Source organism: Pseudomonas sp. ASL7 (genome assembly GCF_056680375.1).
This window is the reverse complement of sequence record NZ_CM155279.1, coordinates 1,012,339-1,031,435: the sequence shown is the minus strand read 5'-3', so window position 1 is coordinate 1,031,435 and position 19,097 is coordinate 1,012,339. Positions and strand designations below refer to the sequence as shown.

Below are 19,097 nucleotides of genomic sequence, written 5' to 3'. Positions count from 1 at the left end.
CCAGCCTGGGCCTATGCCCGGCTATTTAGTCAGCGGGCACGCCGGGGTACGGCGAGCTCAGCCATCGAGTGTGTAGTTGCGCCGGTTGCGGGCTTGCGCGGTTCTTGCTGCGCGCGGGCGTCTTCGAGATCCAGGGTCACACCGGCCTTGGAATTACTCTTGGGGTTGAGCAGGTAATGCGACAGGGCCGGGATCATCACGAGCGCACCGAGCATGTTCCAGAGGAACATGAAGGTCAGCAGAATGCCCATGTCGGCCTGGAACTTGATCGGCGACCAGGCCCAGGTAATCACCCCGGCGGCCATCGTCAGGCCCACGAGTGCGACAACACGGCCGGTGAAGTCCAGTGAGCGGCGATAAGCCACCGCTAAGCTACCACCCCGTTCCTGCACCGCCAGTTGCACACTGAGCAGATACAACGCGTAGTCCACACCGACACCGACACCCACGGCGATCACCGGCAAGGTGGCCACTTTGAGGCCGATTCCCAGCCAGACCATCAACGCCTTGCAAATGATCGTGGTCATCAGCAGCGGAATCAGCGCCACCAAGGTTGCGCGCCAGCTGCGGAAGGTCAGCAGGCAGAGCAACGCCGTGGCACCGTAAACCGCCAGGTACATCGTGATGATGCCCTTCTCCACCTCGATGTTGGTGGCGGCCTCGATGCCGGCATTACCCGCAGCCAACAGAAATTCAACCGGCTGTTCTGCGCCAGGGGCGGTGTTGTTTTCCTTGGCGAACTCTTCGGAGACTTTCAATACCCGGCCCAGGGTGTCGGCCTTGTGGTCAGCCAGATAGGCGATCATTGGGGTCACTGAACATTGCTGATTGGTGATCCCCGGGGCGGAAATCATCGCCGCATCCACCGCCGAATTGGTGATCGCCTGGTCACGGCTGATACTCAGCCATTTCGGGCTGCCTTCGGCCATGCCGGAGCTGATCAACCGCACGGTCTCGGCCAGCGACTGGGTCGTTTGTACACCGGGCGTCTGGCGCAGGCGCCAGGCCAGTTTGTCCATGCTTTGCAGCGACTGGTACAGACGGCAGCTGTCTTCATTGGTCTTCATGATGACCACGAACTGGTCACTGGAAAGTCCGTAATGACTGGTGATGTAGGCGTTGTCGCGGTTATAGCGCGAATCCGCGCGCAACTCGGGCGCACCGGGGTCCAGATCGCCCACCTTGAGATGCATCATCACCACGCTGCCGAGCAGCGTCACCACCAGCGACACGGCAATTACCGCAGTGGCCATCGGCCGCTCGGTGAAGCGGTCGAGGCCGCTCCAGAGACGCCCGAGAAAACCTCTGTTTTCTGCGCCTGCCTGGTCTTTGGCGATGGCGATACGCGCGGCTTTTTTGCTGACTCCGAGGTACGACAGCGCCACCGGAATTAGCAGCAGCTTGGTGAAAATCAGCACGGCGACACCGATGCTGGTGGTCAGGGCGAGGTCGCGGATCACCGGAATATCGATGATCACCAGCACGGCAAAACCAACGATATTGGTCAGAAGCGCGGTAAGGCCCGTAAGGAACAAACGGCGGAAGGTATAGCGCGCAGCCACGTATTTATGGGTGCCACGACCAATGTCCTGGAGGATGCCATTCATCTTTTGCGTGCCATGGGAAATACCAATGGCAAAAATCAGGAACGGTACCAGGATCGAGTACGGGTCAAGTTCGTAGCCGAGGATTTGCATCAAACCCAGCAACCAAACCACACCCGCCACCGCCACGCTCACCAGCAGCAACGTGCTGCGCAGACACCGGGTATAGAAATAGACGAACAGCCCGGCGATCACCACCGATGCGCCGAAGAACAGCATCACCGAATAAAGACCGTCGATGAGGTCACCTACCAGCTTGCTGAAACCGACGATGTGGATGCCAACCTTGTCGCTTTCCAGCGAGCGAATCTGCGCTTCCAGTTGCTTGGAGAAATCGCCGTAGTCCAGTGGTTTTCCGGTCTGCGGATTGGTGTCGAGCAACGGTGCGACGATCATGCTTGACTGGCTGTCGTTGGCCACCAGGTTGCCGACAATGCCGGCGCGCATGATGTTGCGACGCAGGGCCTTGATTGACTTTTCGCTGCCGTCGTAATCCGAAGGCATCACCGCACCGCCATCAATGCCCTCCTCCGTCACTTCTTTCCAGCGGACGATGGGCATCCACAGCGACTTCATCCAGGAACGGTCGATACCCGGGACCAGGTACAGGGTGTCGTTGACCTTCTGCAGCGCCAGCAAGTAATCGGCGTCGTAGATATCACCGGTCTTGTTTTCCACCACCACGCGAATGCTGTTACCCAACCCCGGAAGCTGGTCTTTATAGGCCAGGTAATTTTTGATGTAGGGGCTGGAGCTGGGGATCATTTTCTCGAAGCTGGCATTCACCTGCAGCCGTGTAGCAAAAAAGCCCAGCACCATAGTGGCGAGCAGGCAGGCAATGACGACCAACATGCGATGCCGGAAAATCACCCGTTCAAACCAGCCCCCGGAGTTCTTGTCAAAGTCCTCCAAGTTGGCAATCACTGGCATCCCGCTGTTGAATTTTTGCTCGACCATTTTTTCTTTCTCGTAGGGGAATCGTGCCGGCGGCGTCAGTTGGCCTGGGCGATATCGATGACCTTGGCGCCGCTAAAGCGCGTGACAACCAGGCTCCCGGCTTGATGGGTGGCACTGGCCGCATACAGCTCACCCACTCGCGCATCCGCCAGCGGGGTGACCTGTAAACTCTGCCGGTCAACGCTGACCAATTGCCCACCCTGGCTCACGACGATCAAGGCGTTGCCCTGCTCGACGATGCTGACCAGGCTGCTATTGAGGTTGGTTTCCACGGGTTGCCATTGCTGCCCGTCATCACGGCTGGCGAACAGATTGCCGCGCAGCCCATAGGCCAACAGCAGATGATCGTAGGCACGGACGCCGAAGTAGGTGCCGGTATAGGGCGTGTCGATTTTCACGAATCGTTGTTGCTGGGCATCCAGGCGCAGCAACAGCCCCTGTTCGCCACTGATATAGACCGTGCCTGCGTGCTCAGCCAAGCCATACAGGTGCATGCGCCGGTCATTGTCACTGCGCTCGATCCACGGTTCCCAGCTCTGGCCGTTGTCAGTACTGTGCAAAAGCATCCCGAAGGCACCTACGGCAAAACCGCTGCCCTGGTCATCGAACATCACATCCAGAAAGGGAGCGGCCAATACACCTGGGGTTGCCGAGCTGCCGGCGGCCCTTGCCACTTCCTTGAGTATCGAGGCTGACGACTCGTCGCCTTTTTCGGCCCTAGGACCGTAGTACGCATTGAGCAACGTCAACAGGCGGCGCCCATCGAGCTGCACCTGCCAGCTGAGACCGCCATCGCTGGTGTGCAGCACCAGAGAGTCGTGACCGACAATCCAGCCATTGCGCTCATCGCGAAACCGTACTTGCACCAAGTCACTGGAAACCGGACTGTCGACCTGTTGCCAAGTTCGTCCCGCATCGGTGGAACGCTCGATCAGCCCGTGCAATCCGACACTGATCATCGCATCGCCAGCTCTGGCAACCGACAGCAAGGGTGCAGGCAGGTGTTCATCTATCCGGAACGCCGGCACGTCCAGCGAATCGTTGGACGAGGTGGCTGCGCAATAGGCAGGCGTCGTCACCCATGCACTCACACCGATAGTCAGCGCAATGGTAAGCAGCAAATGCGACTTGGAGGGAACAACAGAAACAGGGAAAGGGTTATTCATTATTTTTATTCCTCAACCATCACGCATGGCAGAACACACCTGTTCTACCCGCCATGCTTGATGCGCAAACCGGCGGGCAGGACAGGCGACACACCTCAGCGCTGGGTTTCCTTGGCAACGATCGCCTCGGCGTTCATTTCCCGCTCCGATCGTGGTGTATCGGAGATCTTGTAGCCACCCTTGAGTCCGTCGTTCAGCAAGGCCCACATGCCTTTGTTGAAGTCGTAGACCACGTTCTTCACGTTGTACGGAATGGTTTTATCGTACATCTGAATACCGCCGAGGAAGATCGAACGGTACAGCGCGCCGCTCTTGTCCCACGCGTCATACAGACCTGCGCCGAAGGTGTCTTCGTCGAGATAGTAGGTACGCTTGCCATACACATGACGCATGCCTGGCTTGAGGTTTGCTTCCACGACCCACACTCGGTGCAATTCCCAACGCTCCAGCGCCGGATTGGCGTGGTGGGTCATGAATTGATCTTCTTGCTTGGCGTCGAAGTAGAACTTGTAGTTGTTATAAGGGATATACATCTCTTTGCGACCCAGCAACTTGTATTCGAAGCGGTCCTGAGCACCTGAGAACATTTGCAACTCATCGAACAGCGTCACACCGCCCTGGCTGGCCACCGGGGTGTCGTAGTTAAACTCGGGCGCCAGCTTGACCCGACGTTGCCCCGGCGAGTAACTCCAGGAGCGGCGCGGTTTGGCCGCCGGGTCGAGATAGTCATTCAGGCCAACCATTTCACCGGCGCGACGTGCCGGATAGCCATTCACCGAAAACACGCGCGAGTACATCATCGGATCGCGATCAGCCTGCGCCGCCTGGTACCAAGGGGCTTCTTCGAACGTGGCTTGTTCAGCAGTCTTGGTCACCACGCCGTTGGCGTCGATCACCCAGCTGTTGGACGACGAGGTAGTCGAGTAACCATGACCGACCCGGTAGCGCAGTTGCTGGTTCCACATGACCTCGTTGCCGGTTTTCGGCAGCGGGAACGGAATACCGCCTCGGCACGCGGGGTCCACCGCCTGCCCGTCTTTCAGTACGCAGTTGGCCGCACCGTTACGCGCCGTTGCATCGAGCACGTCCTTCGGATAAGCCGTGGTGCGGTGGGTCGGGTAAATGTCGAAGTAGTAGTCCGGGAATTTCTTGAGCATCATTTGCTGACCTTCGCTCAATTTATCCGCGTACTTGTCGACATTCTTCGCATCGATTCGAAACAGCGGTTTCTCTTCCTTGAACGGATCGACCCAAAATCCACTGTCCGGCTTGAAACCTTCAGGGATCTTCGTGTACCCGCCTTCATAAGCGGGAATGGTTCCCTCGGCATTGCCAGCCTTGATCGCGCCAAAGGGCGTCAGGCTCTTACCCAGTTCCTGGGCATCGGGTGCCGCGGCCAGGGCTGCGGCAGCAAAACCCAGGAGAACAACGGACAAGGCAAGTTGTCTTTTCATTTCAGACTGTCTCCGTTTTTATTGGTTTTGTTCAGAAAGAGGTTTTGAATGTGAAATCGAGCCAGCCGCGGTCGGTGTTACCCACGGCACCATTACCACCAACGGTGTCATTGGCCAATGTCTTGGATTGGTTAGCGGTATCAGAGTATCGCAAGCTGAATTCATACAACTGCGCGTAAGTGAACTTCACCCCGGTAGACCAGGCCAGCGCGCCTTCACTACCACCGCCCGCGGTCGCCGCGTTACCGTGAATGCCGTAGTTGACGGTCAACGGCACTTCCAGGTCCCAGGACGGGAAGACATTGAGGTATTGCGGGGTATAGTTCACGGCAGCCGCATAGTAGTTGCGGGTAGAGCAGCCGTCGGTCACACCGCCAGATCCGGGAATCCCGGGTGTATGCCCATCGACACAGGCAGCATTACCTTTGTACTTGAACAGCTCCTCATGTTCTGTGACTTTGACAAGGTTGCTATACGCGAACTCAGCAACCAAGGTACCGTTCTGAGAAATAAAGTTGCTCGGCAGCCCATACACGCCATTCAAGACGAAGTGGATGGTGTCGCCGCGCGGGCCTTCATTGTCTACGTCGCTTATACCGACGGCATTCAGTGCACCGTCTTTTCGGTACGACAGGTCGGAACCGACGGAAACGGGACCAAACACTCGGGCAAAGCTCAAACCGGCAAGTTTCACGTCACGCGGATACACCAAACGGTAATCGCCAAGTGCGCCACGTATTTGCGGAGTCATCCAAGGTTGGTAGTCGTCGAACTGGCGGTAGTACAGGCCGAAGGTCGATTCAAGCGCCTCCATATTGTACTTGGACATCACACCCCAGTTGGCATTGCTGTCGCGGCCATACACCGATTGCGAGTGCTGGAGAGCCCCGGGGCCCACCGGCAATTGGTCTGGCCCTTCGAAAAGGAAGTCGCCAACGCCGGTGAACGTACCACCGTAAGGAAGACGGGTGTTTTCCCACTCATAGAAGTACTGGGCGGCGACGGACAGATGATCCGTGAGCTGCGCCTTTGCGGAAACCTGCCCGAGAGGCAGAAATACTTCTTTTGTTTCAATACCAGGGCTGGTTGACGCTTTTACGCCATCACTCGGTGCTTGCGAGTAAGACATGGCGTGCGCACCAAACAGCAAGCCTTCACCCCAGTAATTGGTGTGACGCCCTGCTTTGATGTTGACCGGCACATCACCGAGCTGGAAGTTCTTCCACAGGAATGCATCGAGGAGCTCACCGGAGGGACCGTTGACATAGCGCTCCACCTCATCGCTGTATCGATTATTGTGGTAGCTGGTCAGGCCGCCGACATTGCTTTTCACCGTGGTGTCATCGTAGGCATGGTCGTACCAGCCAGCGGCGCTCACCCTCGCGCCCCAATCGGTGCGGACGGAAAAATCGAGTTCAGTAAACAGATCGAGCCGATTTGTTACAACATCCCCCTTGCCAAATTTTCCGTCCGACTCATCGTAAGTCGGGGTATTCATGATGCGACTGTCCTGGCCTTCCGTGCGCATACCCAGGTTGTAGCGCACGGTATTGTCCCACCGTAGCTTGTAGTCAGGGTTGCTCATATCGAACTGAACTGCCTGGGCGCCACTCATGCCACCTAGCACCGCAAGCGCTAGGACGCTGCGGCTGAACACCTGCCGACCCTGCTTGGTCTTATCTTTCATACAACCACCTTTCTTTTTATTTTCAGTCGTTTATGTAAGGTCGGGTGAACACTGCAGCCTTTATGAAGTACGGGGTTCGTGCACCTGGCCTAAGCCTCACGAGAGGTATTGCTTATGCCCCTACTCGGCAATACCCCCTTGCAGCCTGCAATCAAACTAACCGAGGCAAAAAAATAATTCCATATAAAGATTTCAATTCTCAATACAGAATTACAAGATTGCAGACGACATCCTCGTTCAAAAACCCTCCGCGCCCCTGTAAGCATGGAAAGACTCGGCAAGCGATATTGCACATAAAAATATTAACTGTTCAATATTTTTTGCTCTGAAAGCATTTTTCGGGTAAATAGATCCCAGGGGCGCCCTTGGTGCGCCTTCGCTTTCAAAAGAAGAACAACAGGAGCTTGCCCCGAATGAACATCGATCTGAGCGGAAAACGCGTGATTGTAACCGGAGCCTCGCGAGGCATAGGCCTTGCCATTGCTCGCGCCTTTGCCCTGGAAGGCGCCCGTGTGGCGATTTGCGCGCGTAGCCTGGAAGCCGTTAGCGATGCCGCCCGTCAGTTGCAGGAAAGCGCTCAGGCCGTTCTGGCTCGTGCGGTGGATGTAACCGATACTCAAGGTGTTCAACACTTTGTCGCCGAAGTGTGCGAAGCCTGGGGGGGCGTGGACATTTTGGTCAATAACGCCGGTCAAGGACGCAGTGGCAACCTCGATACGCTTACGCCCGAGGCCATTCTTGAACACGCTAATGTGCTGCAAATGGGCCATTTCCGCTTTGTCCAGGCGGTGGTCCCTCATATGCGCAAGCAGCGTTGGGGACGAATCATTGAGATCAATGCGCTGGCCGGTACTGTACCGACCCCGGACGGCATTCCATCGGTGATCAATCGCGCTTCGTGCGTTGCCCTCTCCCGCTCGCTGGGAATGTCGCTGGCCAAAGACAATATCCTGGTCAACAGCCTGAATATGGGCTGGATCGACACTGGCCAGTGGGACCGCCACTACAAGGAAATGGGGCCTGGCGTCAGCCGAGAGGAGTTCGATGCCATGGTGATGAAGGTGGTGCCGATTGGCCGTTACGGCAAACCGGAAGATGTCGCCGGCATGGTGCTGTTCCTGTCCAGCGAGTACGCCAGCTTCATCAGCGCTGCCTCGATCGACATAGCAGGCGGCATGGGGGGGCAGATTGCTTACTTCCCGACACTCAAGCGCGATTTTGCCGCAGCCATTGCCGCACGCAATGCTGCCAGCGAGTAACGCGCGCGCAACTGAGCATTCACTGATCGCCGCGAAAGCGGCGTAGGTCCCGGTGCGCTCCGCGCACCCTCAACGTTGGCGCACCCGTGATGAATCTGCTGCTACCTGTCCTTGCCACACTGATCTGGGCCGCCAGTACGGTGGTCAATCGTCTGTCGGTTGGGGTGATCGACCCTGCGGCAATTTCTTTCTACCGTTGGCTGACTGCATTGCTGGTGTTGTCGCCAGTGTTGTTGCCCAGGGTATGGCGCTTGCGTCGCCAGATCCGCCCACATCTGCTCAAACTGTGGTTACTGGGCTTGCTCGGCATGTCGCTTTACCAGTCGCTGGCGTATTTCGCGGCGCACACCGTCAGCGCCACTTCCATGGGCCTGATTCTGGCGACCATGCCACTACTCACCGTGCTGCTGGCCTTCCCGGTACTCAATACCCGACCGACTGTAACGTTGCTGGTCGGCGCTCTGGTTTCGTTTACCGGCCTGACCTGGTTGCTGGCAGCAGGCGACTTGCCCTCGCTCTGGCAGCATGGAGTGGGCCAAGGTGAACTGATGATGTTGCTGGCGTCGCTGTCATACGCGCTGTACTGCGTGCTGGTGAAGCGCTGGCAGATTCCCCTGCCAACTTGGGAAAGTCTGTACGTGCAAATTATCTGTGGCACCCTGCTGCTGGTGCCGCCTTTCGTGCTGGCACCGTCGATAGCCCTGACGGCAAAGAACATCCCGCTGGTGCTATTCGCTGGCCTGTTCGCCTCAGCGCTGGCCCCAGGATTATGGATGCGCGGCCTGCAAACCCTTGGCGCAGAAAAAACCGCCGTGCTGATGAACCTGGTGCCGTTGTTTACCGCAGTGTTGGCGATTGTGCTGCTCGGAGAAACATTGCACCTGTACCACGCAGTGGGTGGCGGGTTGATTTTGCTGGGGATTGGATTGGCACAATGGAAACCAGCCCGGGTTTTGGCCCGGGCTGCGACCTAGGCGACCAGCAAGGTATCTCGCAACGTCTGCAAGTGCGCGGTGCTCAAACCACTGAAGCGCTGCAGATAGCGATCAAGTCCACCATACTCGGCCTCGATCACCGCATAAGCGGCATTCAAATATTCGGGCCGGGCATCCACTACCGCGTCGAACGTCGCTTCGCTGACCGGCTGACCCACCATTCCGCTCACCGCGTGACTCATCGCCTCCTGACGCTCTGCACTCAACTGATTGAAACGCCGTGCCGGACGCAAATAGTCGGTCATGATGTGTTCGGGCGCGACACCAAGTGCGTGCAACAGCAGCATGACCGCGATGCCGGCGCGGTCCTTGCCCGCGGTGCAGTGAATCAGCACCGCCCCGTTGCCTTCAAAAAACAGTTCAAACAACGCTGGCAGGAGGGGCGCCAACATTCCCGGCAGTCGCCGGTAAACGCCCAGCATTATGTCCTGGGCGCCCTCCGCCCCCCGGTTGTCTGCCAGCATCGCGGCAATACGTGGATCGGCACGGACATCGCCGATGACCGCCAGGTGAAGCTCCTGAATTGCGCTATCTGGCAAGCGGTTCGGGTAACGTTCACGCTCACCCGCGCTGCGTAAATCGCAGACGGTCTGCAACCCCAGGCGCTGAAGTGACTGCCAGTCTTCAGCCGTCAACCCGTGCAGCTGGTCTGCCCGCAAAAGAACATCGCCGCCAATGCGACGACCACAACGGGTGGGCATACCTTTCAAGCTGCGAAAGTTATCCGCGCCTTGCAGACGCAAATCTTCCTGATTGACCATGCTCAACTCTCCAATAAGTGTTGATACGCTTGCGTCAACGGTCGTGCACCCTGCCCCAATATCGGTGTGCGGCGTGGCTTACGGCCGTGGGTCAACAAGCGAACGGTATCGAAATCTTCTGCGGCGGCGAAAAACCGCTCCACCATTGGCAATCCGGCCTGCCCCCAGTCATCCATGTTCGACATCCAGGTCTGCATCCCCCAAACCGGCCAACGCCGCAATTGGTCCCAGGCAGCGTCCTGGCTCAGCACGCCTTCGGCCCCCAGGCTGATCAATTTTTCCCGGTACACACGCAGCAGGCGCGGCGCCTCAGCGCGGCGCTCCACCACGGTCAGCGCGCCGAGCATGAAATAGACAACGTCGCGCCATGGCCGGCCACGTCGGGCCAGTTGCCAATCCAGCCAGATACGTTGACCGTCACTGCGCAAGAAACTATTACCCTGGTGGGAGTCACCATGGATCAAACAGCTGGGTGATGTCTGGTCCAGTTCAAAAGCTGCCAATTCATCGAACGCATGGCTAAACAACTCCGGCGTTTCGTACATCCATTTCGGCAGCAGTTGCTGATACTCGGGTTTGCGCAGATTGACCTTGATGTAGTTATACATGCGCAAAAGACCGTCGCTGTCCACCGGGTTGGCCATTGATACCGGCAACCAGCGCTGTTCCTGCAAGTGCGAACTGTTCCAGGTAGCAGCATGCACCGTCGCCAGTGACTCGAGCCCCTGAGCAACCCCGTCCACGCCAAGGTGATCGGTGCTATGACCAAATTGCCCGACGGCCAGGCCGAGGTCTTCCATCATCACCACACCCCGGCCACCGCCATCGGCGTCCCAGTCGGTGAACCAGGTGGTCGGCAATGGCGCGTCAGACCAGCCGCGCGCCAGATGATATAAGCGCGCTTCCAGCTCACAGATATCACCGCTCTCGAAACCCTCGGACCAGTTCGACTTCAGGCACACATTCGCAGGAATGCCCGCGCGCTGACCGACCTCGTTCAACTCAAGCCTGGCGCGGAATTTGGTGGTGTGCCCGTTACGGACCTCCACTGCTGTCAACGCCAGGACCTCGATGCCTGGATAGCGCGGCTGCAATACCTGCGTAAGCCAGGCTGCGGTGATTTCACTCAGTTGCCGAGGCAGACGCCCACTGCGCTGCGGGTAGGGCCGCCCGGCGGCCATGGCCGGCAGGCTGTCCGTCAAGGCGTCAGTACCCGGCCAGCGTGGGTCGGAACCTTGAGCTTGAGCAGTTCGATAGCGTTAACGCTGCGAATCCGCTCACGATCCTGAGAGGACAAACCCAGCCCTTCAGTCAGGTCGCCATGGTCATAGGCGCCACCAAAGTTGGTGCCGTATAACAAACGCTCCGCCCCCACCACCTCGGCGACGCCCCGGCGTAAGCCGGGCGCATGGACGTCAAGGTCGAAGTAAAAGTTCTGCATGTAATCCATAAACGGTCGCTGGTTGCGCGAGTCAGGTGCCATGGCCCGGTTAAGCTCACTCAAGCGGCCCAACTGGAATACCGCCATGCCACCGGCATGGGTGATGTATGTTTTGAGGGTGGGGAATACATCCAGCGCGCCGCCGCAGATCAGGTACCAGAAAAACAGCGTTTCATCGACACAGTCACCCACGATGGAGGTGGTTTCAAACTTGTCGTCTGTGTGTTTTTCGCCCCAGTAAATCGACTGGTTGAAGCCGTGCACCATGATCGGCACATCCAGCTGAACGAGCTTTTCCCAGACGGGAAACAAGCGTTCATCGTGCGCTTCCAGGCCATTGAAATTGGCCCCGCCGACGCACACGCCCTTGGCCCCTAACTGCGTCACCGCGCGTTCGATTTCCTTGACCGCGTTTTGCGGGTCCGCCAGGTTGGCGTGGCACCAGAAGTCGAAGTGGTCGGGATCGACCCGGCAAAACGCCGACAACTCGTCGTTGCAGATACGCGCGTACTCATTGGCGAAATCACCGGCCCAATACATGAAGCAGTGGGATGGCGTGGACATCACCAGTTTGTCGACACCCCGCTCGGCCATCAGCTTACGACGGCTGGCGTGGGTCATGCGCGCAAGGAGATTGGCTTGCGCTTCAACATCGGTGGCCGCTTTGGCCGGCTGCTTGGTGCCGAGGGAAAAATGCCCCACGGTCAGCCCCTGCACTTTCATGAACGGCCCCCAGAACTCGTGGCGGTTCAGCATGCCCTCTGTCAGCAAGTGGGCGTGGACATCAATCAGCATGGCGTTCTCCTTGTTGTAATAAGCCAGCAGACCGAACGACCGATTGGCGGGGCGTTCGGGTTGAAATGAGGGATAAATACGGCGAAAACAATATAAACATATTTTAAATATGTGTTCAGTTTATTATCAAAAATAAAACGCTCCCTGAACATTGAAAAACCATCGTCTTCGGGAAAACAGCCCCCAAAAAAAAGCGGCCCCCTCAGGCCGCAAAAAGCGTGTTCACTCGATGCAATCAGCGTTGCGTTTCCTGGGAGGCTACGAGGCGCAGGCCATGATCAGAAACTGCCGGAAAGCCTGCGCCGGTCCCGACAAACGATGGTCCGGCAACCAGATCAGCCCAAGCTCCATGGGTGGAATAACGTCCACCAGCGGGCGGATTTCTATCTTCTTGCCTTCCAGGGACCAGGCCCGGTAGAGCATGTCCGAGAGAATGGTCACGCCGAAACCATGCCCTACCAGCCCGCGTAACGCTTCCATGGATGAGGTGCGAAAAGCCACCTTTGGCGCCACTCCACGGGACTCCCAATAGCGCATCGTCGAGGTATCACCTTCGTCTAGCGTGGCGAGGATATAGGCGTGCTCGGCGACGTCTTCGAGGTTAATCGAAGTGGCTTTCATGAGCGGGTGCTGACTGGCCAGCCAGAGTTGCCGACGGGAACGAATCAGCACCTGGTGCTCGAAACCGCTCAGGCTGGGTGTGTTGGATACGATCGCCAGGCCCAGGTCGAGATCACCATTGCTCACCGCCTCTTCGATGCTCTGACGGTCCATGTCGATCAGATCGATTTCCACTTGGGGGTAGCTACGCTTGAACCGTGCCAACAGTGCGGGCAGGAAGTAACCCAATACTGTGTAGGAGGCGCCCACGCGCACGGTGCCTTGCATGGCGTGGCCAAGGAAAAGCGGTTCACTGAGGGCGTCCTGCAAGGTGTCGAGAATGTGCCTGGCGTGCTGGGCAAACTTGTTGCCTTCAGCGGTCAGCGCCACGCCATGGGGTAACCGGTCGAACAGGCTGACGCCCATGGTCTCTTCGAGATGCAGCACCGCCGCGGTAATCGCTGATTGCGACACGTGTACTTTCAACCCTGCTTGGGAGAACCGCCCGGTGTCGGCAGCCGCGATAAAGTAACGCAACTGACGCATGGAAATGTCTTTGCCCTTGATCATCCGATTTCCTGATACCTGTCACCCTTGCAAAACACCCCATGCATCACTTTGCATCAGCGCGTCACCTACAGCGCTGAAGACGCCCTTTCAAAGGGCGCTCTGCATTGGAGGTTTTTAGCGACGAATCGTGGCGGTGATCTTGGCGTGCGGTCCGCTGACTTGCGCGGCCCAGGCTTGCGCCGCCTGGTCGAGCGTGTAATCAACGTAATCCACCTGGATCTGTTGCTCTTTGGCGATCTTCAGCAGACGCAGCCAGATTTGTTCGCGGTCGGCGGGCGGGCGCTGCCCGGTGCCGATGCACGACAGGTTGCGGAACAACAGATCGGCAATATCCAGATTGAGCTGACGACCGGCGCCGGTGCCGATGGTCATGATCCGTGCGCCCCAATTAGTGGCTTTCAGGGACGTCAGCATCGGCTGACCACACACCAAGTCGAGCACCACATCAAAGCCGCCGTCTGCGGCTTCTTTGAGCGCGGCGACATCATCGCTGCCGCCCAAAGTGACGACCTCGTCAGCGATGCCGCGCGACTTCAAACGCCCCAGTGCTTCAGCAGACCGCGCCGCGCCGACAACCTTGCCCGCGCCCATGCCGCGCGCCAGTTGCAGGGCGATCTGGCCAAGCGTGCCAGTGGCGCCCAGTACCAGGACCTTTTCGCCCTTTTGGATCTGTGCTTTTTCCAGCGGCACGATGGCGCCGGTCGCGGCGATGCCCATGCTGATTGCGGTTTTATCATCGACGTCGTCCGGTACATTCCACACTTCGGCTTGCGGCACCAGCGTACGTTCGGCCCAGGCGCCGAAAGGCAATACCGAGCGCTCTCCGAAATAAACCCGCCGACCATCCGGGGCACGGCCCACGCCTTCTCCGCGAATCACACAGGGATACTCGACACCCAGACGGTAGGCCCCCAACACATCCCAGCCGCCAAGACCTGCAGTTTCAACATCGATCAATACTGCGCCGTCTTGCGCTTGCGGCTCACGAAACTCGCCGACTACCGGCGCCGCATTGCGTTCGGAAATGACTGCTGCACGCATGGGTTTCTCCTTTTCTGTTTTGTTTTCAGTAAGTGCCCGGACAGATAATTGAACATATATCAGTTATTTGTCCATATATTTACTGAAATCAATCGCCAACGTGTCTGCTTACCATCGTTTAGCTTGAAAACGAGGAGACTCACCAGCGTCAGTAGCCAAGGGACGGGCCCGTCGCCTATGCAATGAATGACCAGATCAACACCAACCGCATCTCCGCAACGCGTGGCTGGACTATTCACAAAGCGCGCCTGTGGCAATGTCAGTGCTGTTTTCCGGCGGTTACCCCGTGGTTATAAGGGCCATACCGGCCGATGGCAACATGGATATTTCCTGCGGGGATATCAAGCAATAACCGAAGTGAAATTGACGCCTCACCGGTAAACGACTGCTTCTACAAAGCCGTCAAAAACCCACCCAGATTCCGGTATTTGAATATCCAATACCACTCCGCTGTTTTTGTGATTTTACGATCCATAACCCCCTCCCTAGACTCCGGCCAACAACTAGGCAACGCCGTTCTCCCCGGCACCGCCATGACAATAAAGCCTGGAGGATGAACATGAGTGCGTCCCCGTCTCTGGATGACAAATACATCCAGCACAGCGGAAAAGTTTTGCTCACCGGGATTCAGGCGCTGGTGCGCCTGCCTCTGATGCAGCGCCAACGCGATCTGGCCAACGGTCTGAATACCGCCGGGTTCATTTCCGGCTACCGCGGCTCACCGCTGGGTGGTTTTGACCAAGCCTTGTGGAAGGCCCGGGACTATCTCAAGGAGCACCACACGGTGTTCCATCCGGGCATGAACGAAGATCTAGCTGCCACGTCGATTTGGGGTACGCAACAGGTCAATATCTTCGAAGGCGCAACCTACGACGGCGTGTTCGGTATGTGGTACGGCAAGGGTCCGGGCGTGGACCGCTGCGGCGATGTGTTCCGTCACGCCAACGCTGCCGGCACCTCACAATTCGGCGGTGTGCTGGCCATCGCCGGTGACGACCATGGCGCCCGTTCCTCCTCGCTGCCCCATCAGACCGAACACATTTTCAAAGCGGTCATGATGCCGGTACTGGCGCCCTCGGGCGTGCAGGAATACCTCGATTACGGCATGCACGGCTGGGCCATGTCGCGCTATTCCGGTTGCTGGGTTGCCCTCAAAGCGGTAGCCGATACGGTGGAAAGCGCGGCCGTTGTCGACATCGACGTTCATCGCATACAGTCGATCATTCCCGATATCCCGTTGCCCGACGGCGGCTTGAATATCCGCTGGCCAGACCCGCCCCTGGCGCAGGAACAGCGACTGCTGGAACACAAGCTGTACGCCGCCCTCGCCTACGCCCGGGTTAACCGTCTCGACCGTATCGTGATGGATTCGCCGAAAGCGCGCATCGGCATTATCACGTCCGGAAAGTCCTACCTCGATGTGTGCCAGGCGCTGAAAATCCTCGGTATCGACGAAACACTCGCACAACAAATCGGCCTGCGTGTTTACAAGGTCGGCATGGTCTGGCCGCTGGAGGCGGAAGGCGTACGGCAGTTTGCCGAGGGGCTGGAAGAAATTGTGGTGGTGGAAGAGAAACGCCACATGATCGAATACCAGTTGAAGGAAGAACTCTACAACTGGCGCGAAGACGTACGCCCACGCATCGTCGGCAAGTTTGACGACAAGGGCGAATGGAGCCTGCCGCACACGGGTTGGTTACTGCCGGCCACCAATGACCTGACACCGGCGATGATCGCCCGTGCGCTGGCCAAGCGTATTTTGCGCCTGCATCAAAATGGCCCGCTGCAAGTGAGCCTGGCAGTACTGGATGCGCAACTGGCCAGCAAAGGCCAGTTCAGTAACCTGATGGAACGCGTGCCCCACTACTGTTCCGGTTGCCCGCACAACACCTCGACCAAAGTCCCGCAGGGCAGTCGTGCGCTGGCCGGTATCGGTTGCCACTATATGGCGGCGTGGATTTACCCGCAGACCCAGACCTTCAGCCAGATGGGCGGTGAAGGTGTGGCATGGATCGGCCAGGCGCCTTTCACCAAGACCCAGCACGTCTTCGCCAACCTGGGCGACGGCACCTATTTCCACTCCGGCATTCTTGCGATTCGGGCCGCCATCGCGGCCAAGGTGCAAATCACCTACAAGATTCTCTACAACGATGCCGTGGCCATGACCGGCGGACAGCCCGTGGACGGCAGCCTCAGCGTCGCGCAGATCAGCCGGCAACTCGCGGCCGAGGGTGTGCAGCGGATTATGGTCGTCAGCGACGATGTCGAGAAATATCAACACATCCGTGATCTGGCAGACGGCGTGCCGGTGCTGCGTCGCGACAAGATGGATGAAGTGCAAGAACAGTTGCGCCAGTTCCAGGGTGTGTCCGCAATCATCTATGACCAGACCTGTGCCGCGGAAAAACGTCGGCGCCGTAAACGCGGCAAGTTCCCGGACCCGGCACGTCGGGTCGTGATCAACGAAGCGGTGTGTGAAGGCTGTGGCGATTGCAGCAGCAAGTCCAACTGCATGTCGGTAGTGGCGGTGGAAACCGAGTACGGCCGCAAGCGTGAAATCGATCAGTCCTCCTGCAATAAAGACTTCACGTGCCTCAACGGCTTTTGCCCGAGTTTTGTCACTGTCGAAGGCGGCTCCTTGCGCAAACCCAAGGCCCTGGCGGCCGCGAAGGATGACGAGTGGAATTTGCCGACGCCCGCGACCGTAGCACTGGATGAGCCTTACAGCATCCTGGTCACTGGCGTGGGCGGTACGGGCGTGGTCACCATCGGCGCCCTGCTGGGGATGGCGGCGTTTATCGAAGGTAAAGGCACGCTCAACCTGGACATGGCCGGCATGGCGCAAAAAGGTGGCGCGGTGTGGTCGCACATCCGCATCGCCGCGCACCAGGAACAGCTGTTTGCACCCCGCATTGCCGAAGGTGAAGCCGCCCTGCTGCTCGGTTGCGACCTGGTGGTCAGCGCCAACACCGAAACCCTGTCCAAGCTGCGTCACAGTGTTACCCATGCCTTGATCAACAGCGAGGAAAGCATCACCAGCGCCTTTGTGCGCACCTTCGCCCAGCAAGCGGAAAGCGGTGATTTGCTGAAGCACCCCGACCCAAAATTCAAGACCCGGAGTATGTCGGCACAAATTGCCGAAGCGGTGGGCCCTGACCAGGTGGACTTTGTCGACGCGAGCAAAATCGCCACGGCATTGATGGGCGATTCAATTGCCACCAATACCTTCATGCTCGGCTATGCCTACCAGAAAGGCTGGCTGCCGGTGGGCAAAGCAGCGCTGTTACAGGCCATCGAACTGAATGGCACTGCGGTGCCCTTCAATCTCTCGGCCTTTGACTGGGGTCGGCGCAGCGCCGAAGACTTGCCGCGAGTTTTGCGCAAACTGGAAGCAGGCAAAGTGCAGAGTGCAGACCGTCAGCTGTCGCAAAGCCTGGAAGAAACGCTGGCTCGACGTACCGAGTTCCTCACGGCCTACCAGAACAAAGCCTATGCCGAGCGTTATCGACAACGGGTCGAGCAATTCATAAAGGCGGAAACGGCACTGCTCGGACAACCGGGCGAGCTGTCGGCAAGCGTCGCCCGTTACTACTTCAAAGTGCTGGCCATCAAGGATGAATATGAAGTGGCACGCCTGTTCACCGATGGCCAATTCCTGGAAAAAATCCAGGCCAGCTTCGAGGGCGACTACCGTCTGCGCTTCCATCTGGCGCCGCCGCTGCTGAACGATAACGGCTCAGGCCGTGAACCGAAAAAACGCAGCTTCGGTCCGTGGATGCTGCAAGGCTTCAAGCTGATGGCCAAACTCAAGTTCCTGCGCAACACCTGGCTCGATCCGTTCGGCCGTACCCATGAACGCAAGGTGGAGCGCAATTGGCTGGCCAACTACGAAAGCGTCCTCGACGAAGTGTTGACTGGCTTGACTGCCGACAAAATGAGCTTGGCTCAGGATCTGGCGGAGTTGCCAGACAGCGTTCGTGGTTATGGTCCGGTCAAAGAGCGTTTCCTCGGCCATGCCGAACAGCGCCAGGCACAATTGCTGGAACAGTGGCGCAATGGCCCAGCCGGGCTGTTCCACGATGCCGGCCAGATCACCGGAAAAATCGCCGTAACTCAGCTGTAAATCGCAGTTCCCTTGGGCAAGGCGTGACAATCCGGGCGGCACGCGGTGAAGCCCGGGATGTTGGCTAAAACAATAAGGTCGACCAATGAACGAAGAACTGGCTGGAAACTACCGGGAGATTCTCCGCCACGTGGGCGAAGATCCAGAACGTGAAGGCTTGCTGGATACGCCCAAACGGGCGGCAAAAGCCATGCAGTACCTGTGTCATGGCTACCAGCAAAGCCTCGAACACATCGTCAATGGCGCATTGTTTGAATCGGACAACGATGAGATGGTCATCGTCCGGGACATCGAACTTTACTCCCTGTGCGAACACCATCTGCTGCCGTTTATTGGCAAGGCCCATGTCGCTTATATACCGACGGGCAAGGTGCTGGGGCTTTCGAAAATCGCACGTATTGTCGATATGTTCGCCCGCCGCTTACAGATTCAGGAAAACCTGACGCGGCAGATCGCCGACGCCATTGCCCAGGTCACCGAGGCCGCCGGGGTGGCGGTGGTGATCGAGGCCAAGCACATGTGCATGATGATGCGCGGTGTGGAGAAGCAGAACTCGATAATGAGCACTTCGGTGATGCTCGGCGCCTTTCGCGAGTCGTTCAACACCCACCAGGAGTTTTTGCAGCTGATCCGCGGCTGCTAGG

General features: G+C 58.1%; 13 protein-coding genes. 4 read left to right on the top strand and 9 right to left on the bottom strand.

Annotated features, from left to right (window positions below; translation table 11 throughout):
- Positions 1 to 29 precede the first annotated feature (29 nt).
- The 4 genes from AC1MDT_RS04790 to AC1MDT_RS04775 all read right to left on the bottom strand — a co-directional run bounded on the left by AC1MDT_RS04790 (position 30) and on the right by AC1MDT_RS04775 (position 6,868).
- The gene (locus AC1MDT_RS04790; protein WP_480420940.1) at positions 30 to 2,561 is read right to left on the bottom strand and encodes an efflux RND transporter permease subunit; all 2,532 of its coding nucleotides are present in this window, start codon (positions 2,559 to 2,561) and stop codon (positions 30 to 32) included.
- 35 nt (positions 2,562 to 2,596) lie between these two features.
- Positions 2,597 to 3,727, bottom strand: coding sequence for a WD40/YVTN/BNR-like repeat-containing protein (locus tag AC1MDT_RS04785; protein WP_480420939.1), 1,131 nt, complete (start codon positions 3,725 to 3,727; stop codon positions 2,597 to 2,599).
- 95 nt (positions 3,728 to 3,822) lie between these two features.
- A complete protein-coding gene (locus AC1MDT_RS04780) occupies positions 3,823 to 5,181 on the bottom strand; it encodes a DUF1329 domain-containing protein (protein ID WP_480420938.1) in 1,359 nt (452 codons plus the stop codon).
- A 31-nt stretch (positions 5,182 to 5,212) separates the two neighbouring features.
- Complete coding sequence (locus AC1MDT_RS04775) at positions 5,213 to 6,868, bottom strand: DUF1302 domain-containing protein (protein WP_480420937.1); 1,656 nt, start codon at positions 6,866 to 6,868, stop codon at positions 5,213 to 5,215.
- Between the two features lie 413 nt (positions 6,869 to 7,281).
- Between AC1MDT_RS04775 and AC1MDT_RS04770 the strand changes: the two genes are divergently transcribed.
- Positions 7,282 to 8,127 (top strand): SDR family oxidoreductase, encoded by an 846-nt coding sequence (locus AC1MDT_RS04770; protein WP_480420936.1) that lies wholly within the window; start codon positions 7,282 to 7,284, stop codon positions 8,125 to 8,127.
- An 89-nt stretch (positions 8,128 to 8,216) separates the two neighbouring features.
- Positions 8,217 to 9,101 (top strand): DMT family transporter, encoded by an 885-nt coding sequence (locus AC1MDT_RS04765; protein WP_480420935.1) that lies wholly within the window; start codon positions 8,217 to 8,219, stop codon positions 9,099 to 9,101.
- Here AC1MDT_RS04765 and AC1MDT_RS04760 read toward each other — a convergent pair.
- The 5 genes from AC1MDT_RS04760 to AC1MDT_RS04740 all read right to left on the bottom strand — a co-directional run bounded on the left by AC1MDT_RS04760 (position 9,098) and on the right by AC1MDT_RS04740 (position 14,330).
- Positions 9,098 to 9,883 carry a tyrosine-protein phosphatase gene (locus AC1MDT_RS04760; protein ID WP_480420934.1) on the bottom strand — a complete coding sequence of 262 codons (786 nt, stop codon included), beginning with the start codon at positions 9,881 to 9,883 and terminating at the stop codon, positions 9,098 to 9,100. The two genes, AC1MDT_RS04765 and AC1MDT_RS04760, sit on opposite strands and share 4 nt — an antisense overlap.
- A 2-nt stretch (positions 9,884 to 9,885) precedes the next feature.
- The gene (locus tag AC1MDT_RS04755) at positions 9,886 to 11,085 is read right to left on the bottom strand and encodes a phosphotransferase (RefSeq protein ID WP_480420933.1); all 1,200 of its coding nucleotides are present in this window, start codon (positions 11,083 to 11,085) and stop codon (positions 9,886 to 9,888) included.
- On the bottom strand, positions 11,082 to 12,119 hold the full coding sequence (locus AC1MDT_RS04750; RefSeq protein ID WP_480420932.1) for an amidohydrolase family protein: 1,038 nt from the start codon (positions 12,117 to 12,119) through the stop codon (positions 11,082 to 11,084). Before AC1MDT_RS04750 ends, AC1MDT_RS04755 begins: the two co-directional genes overlap by 4 nt.
- A gap of 258 nt (positions 12,120 to 12,377) precedes the next feature.
- Positions 12,378 to 13,289, bottom strand: coding sequence for a LysR family transcriptional regulator (locus AC1MDT_RS04745; RefSeq protein ID WP_480420930.1), 912 nt, complete (start codon positions 13,287 to 13,289; stop codon positions 12,378 to 12,380).
- 114 nt (positions 13,290 to 13,403) lie between these two features.
- Positions 13,404 to 14,330, bottom strand: coding sequence for a quinone oxidoreductase family protein (locus tag AC1MDT_RS04740; RefSeq protein WP_480420929.1), 927 nt, complete (start codon positions 14,328 to 14,330; stop codon positions 13,404 to 13,406).
- 559 nt (positions 14,331 to 14,889) lie between these two features.
- Between AC1MDT_RS04740 and AC1MDT_RS04735 the strand changes: the two genes are divergently transcribed.
- Positions 14,890 to 18,453: an indolepyruvate ferredoxin oxidoreductase family protein gene (locus AC1MDT_RS04735; RefSeq protein ID WP_480420928.1), complete on the top strand. Its 3,564-nt coding sequence runs from the start codon at positions 14,890 to 14,892 to the stop codon at positions 18,451 to 18,453.
- 85 nt (positions 18,454 to 18,538) lie between these two features.
- Complete coding sequence (folE, locus tag AC1MDT_RS04730; RefSeq protein WP_480420927.1) at positions 18,539 to 19,096, top strand: GTP cyclohydrolase I FolE; 558 nt, start codon at positions 18,539 to 18,541, stop codon at positions 19,094 to 19,096.
- Position 19,097 lies beyond the last annotated feature (1 nt).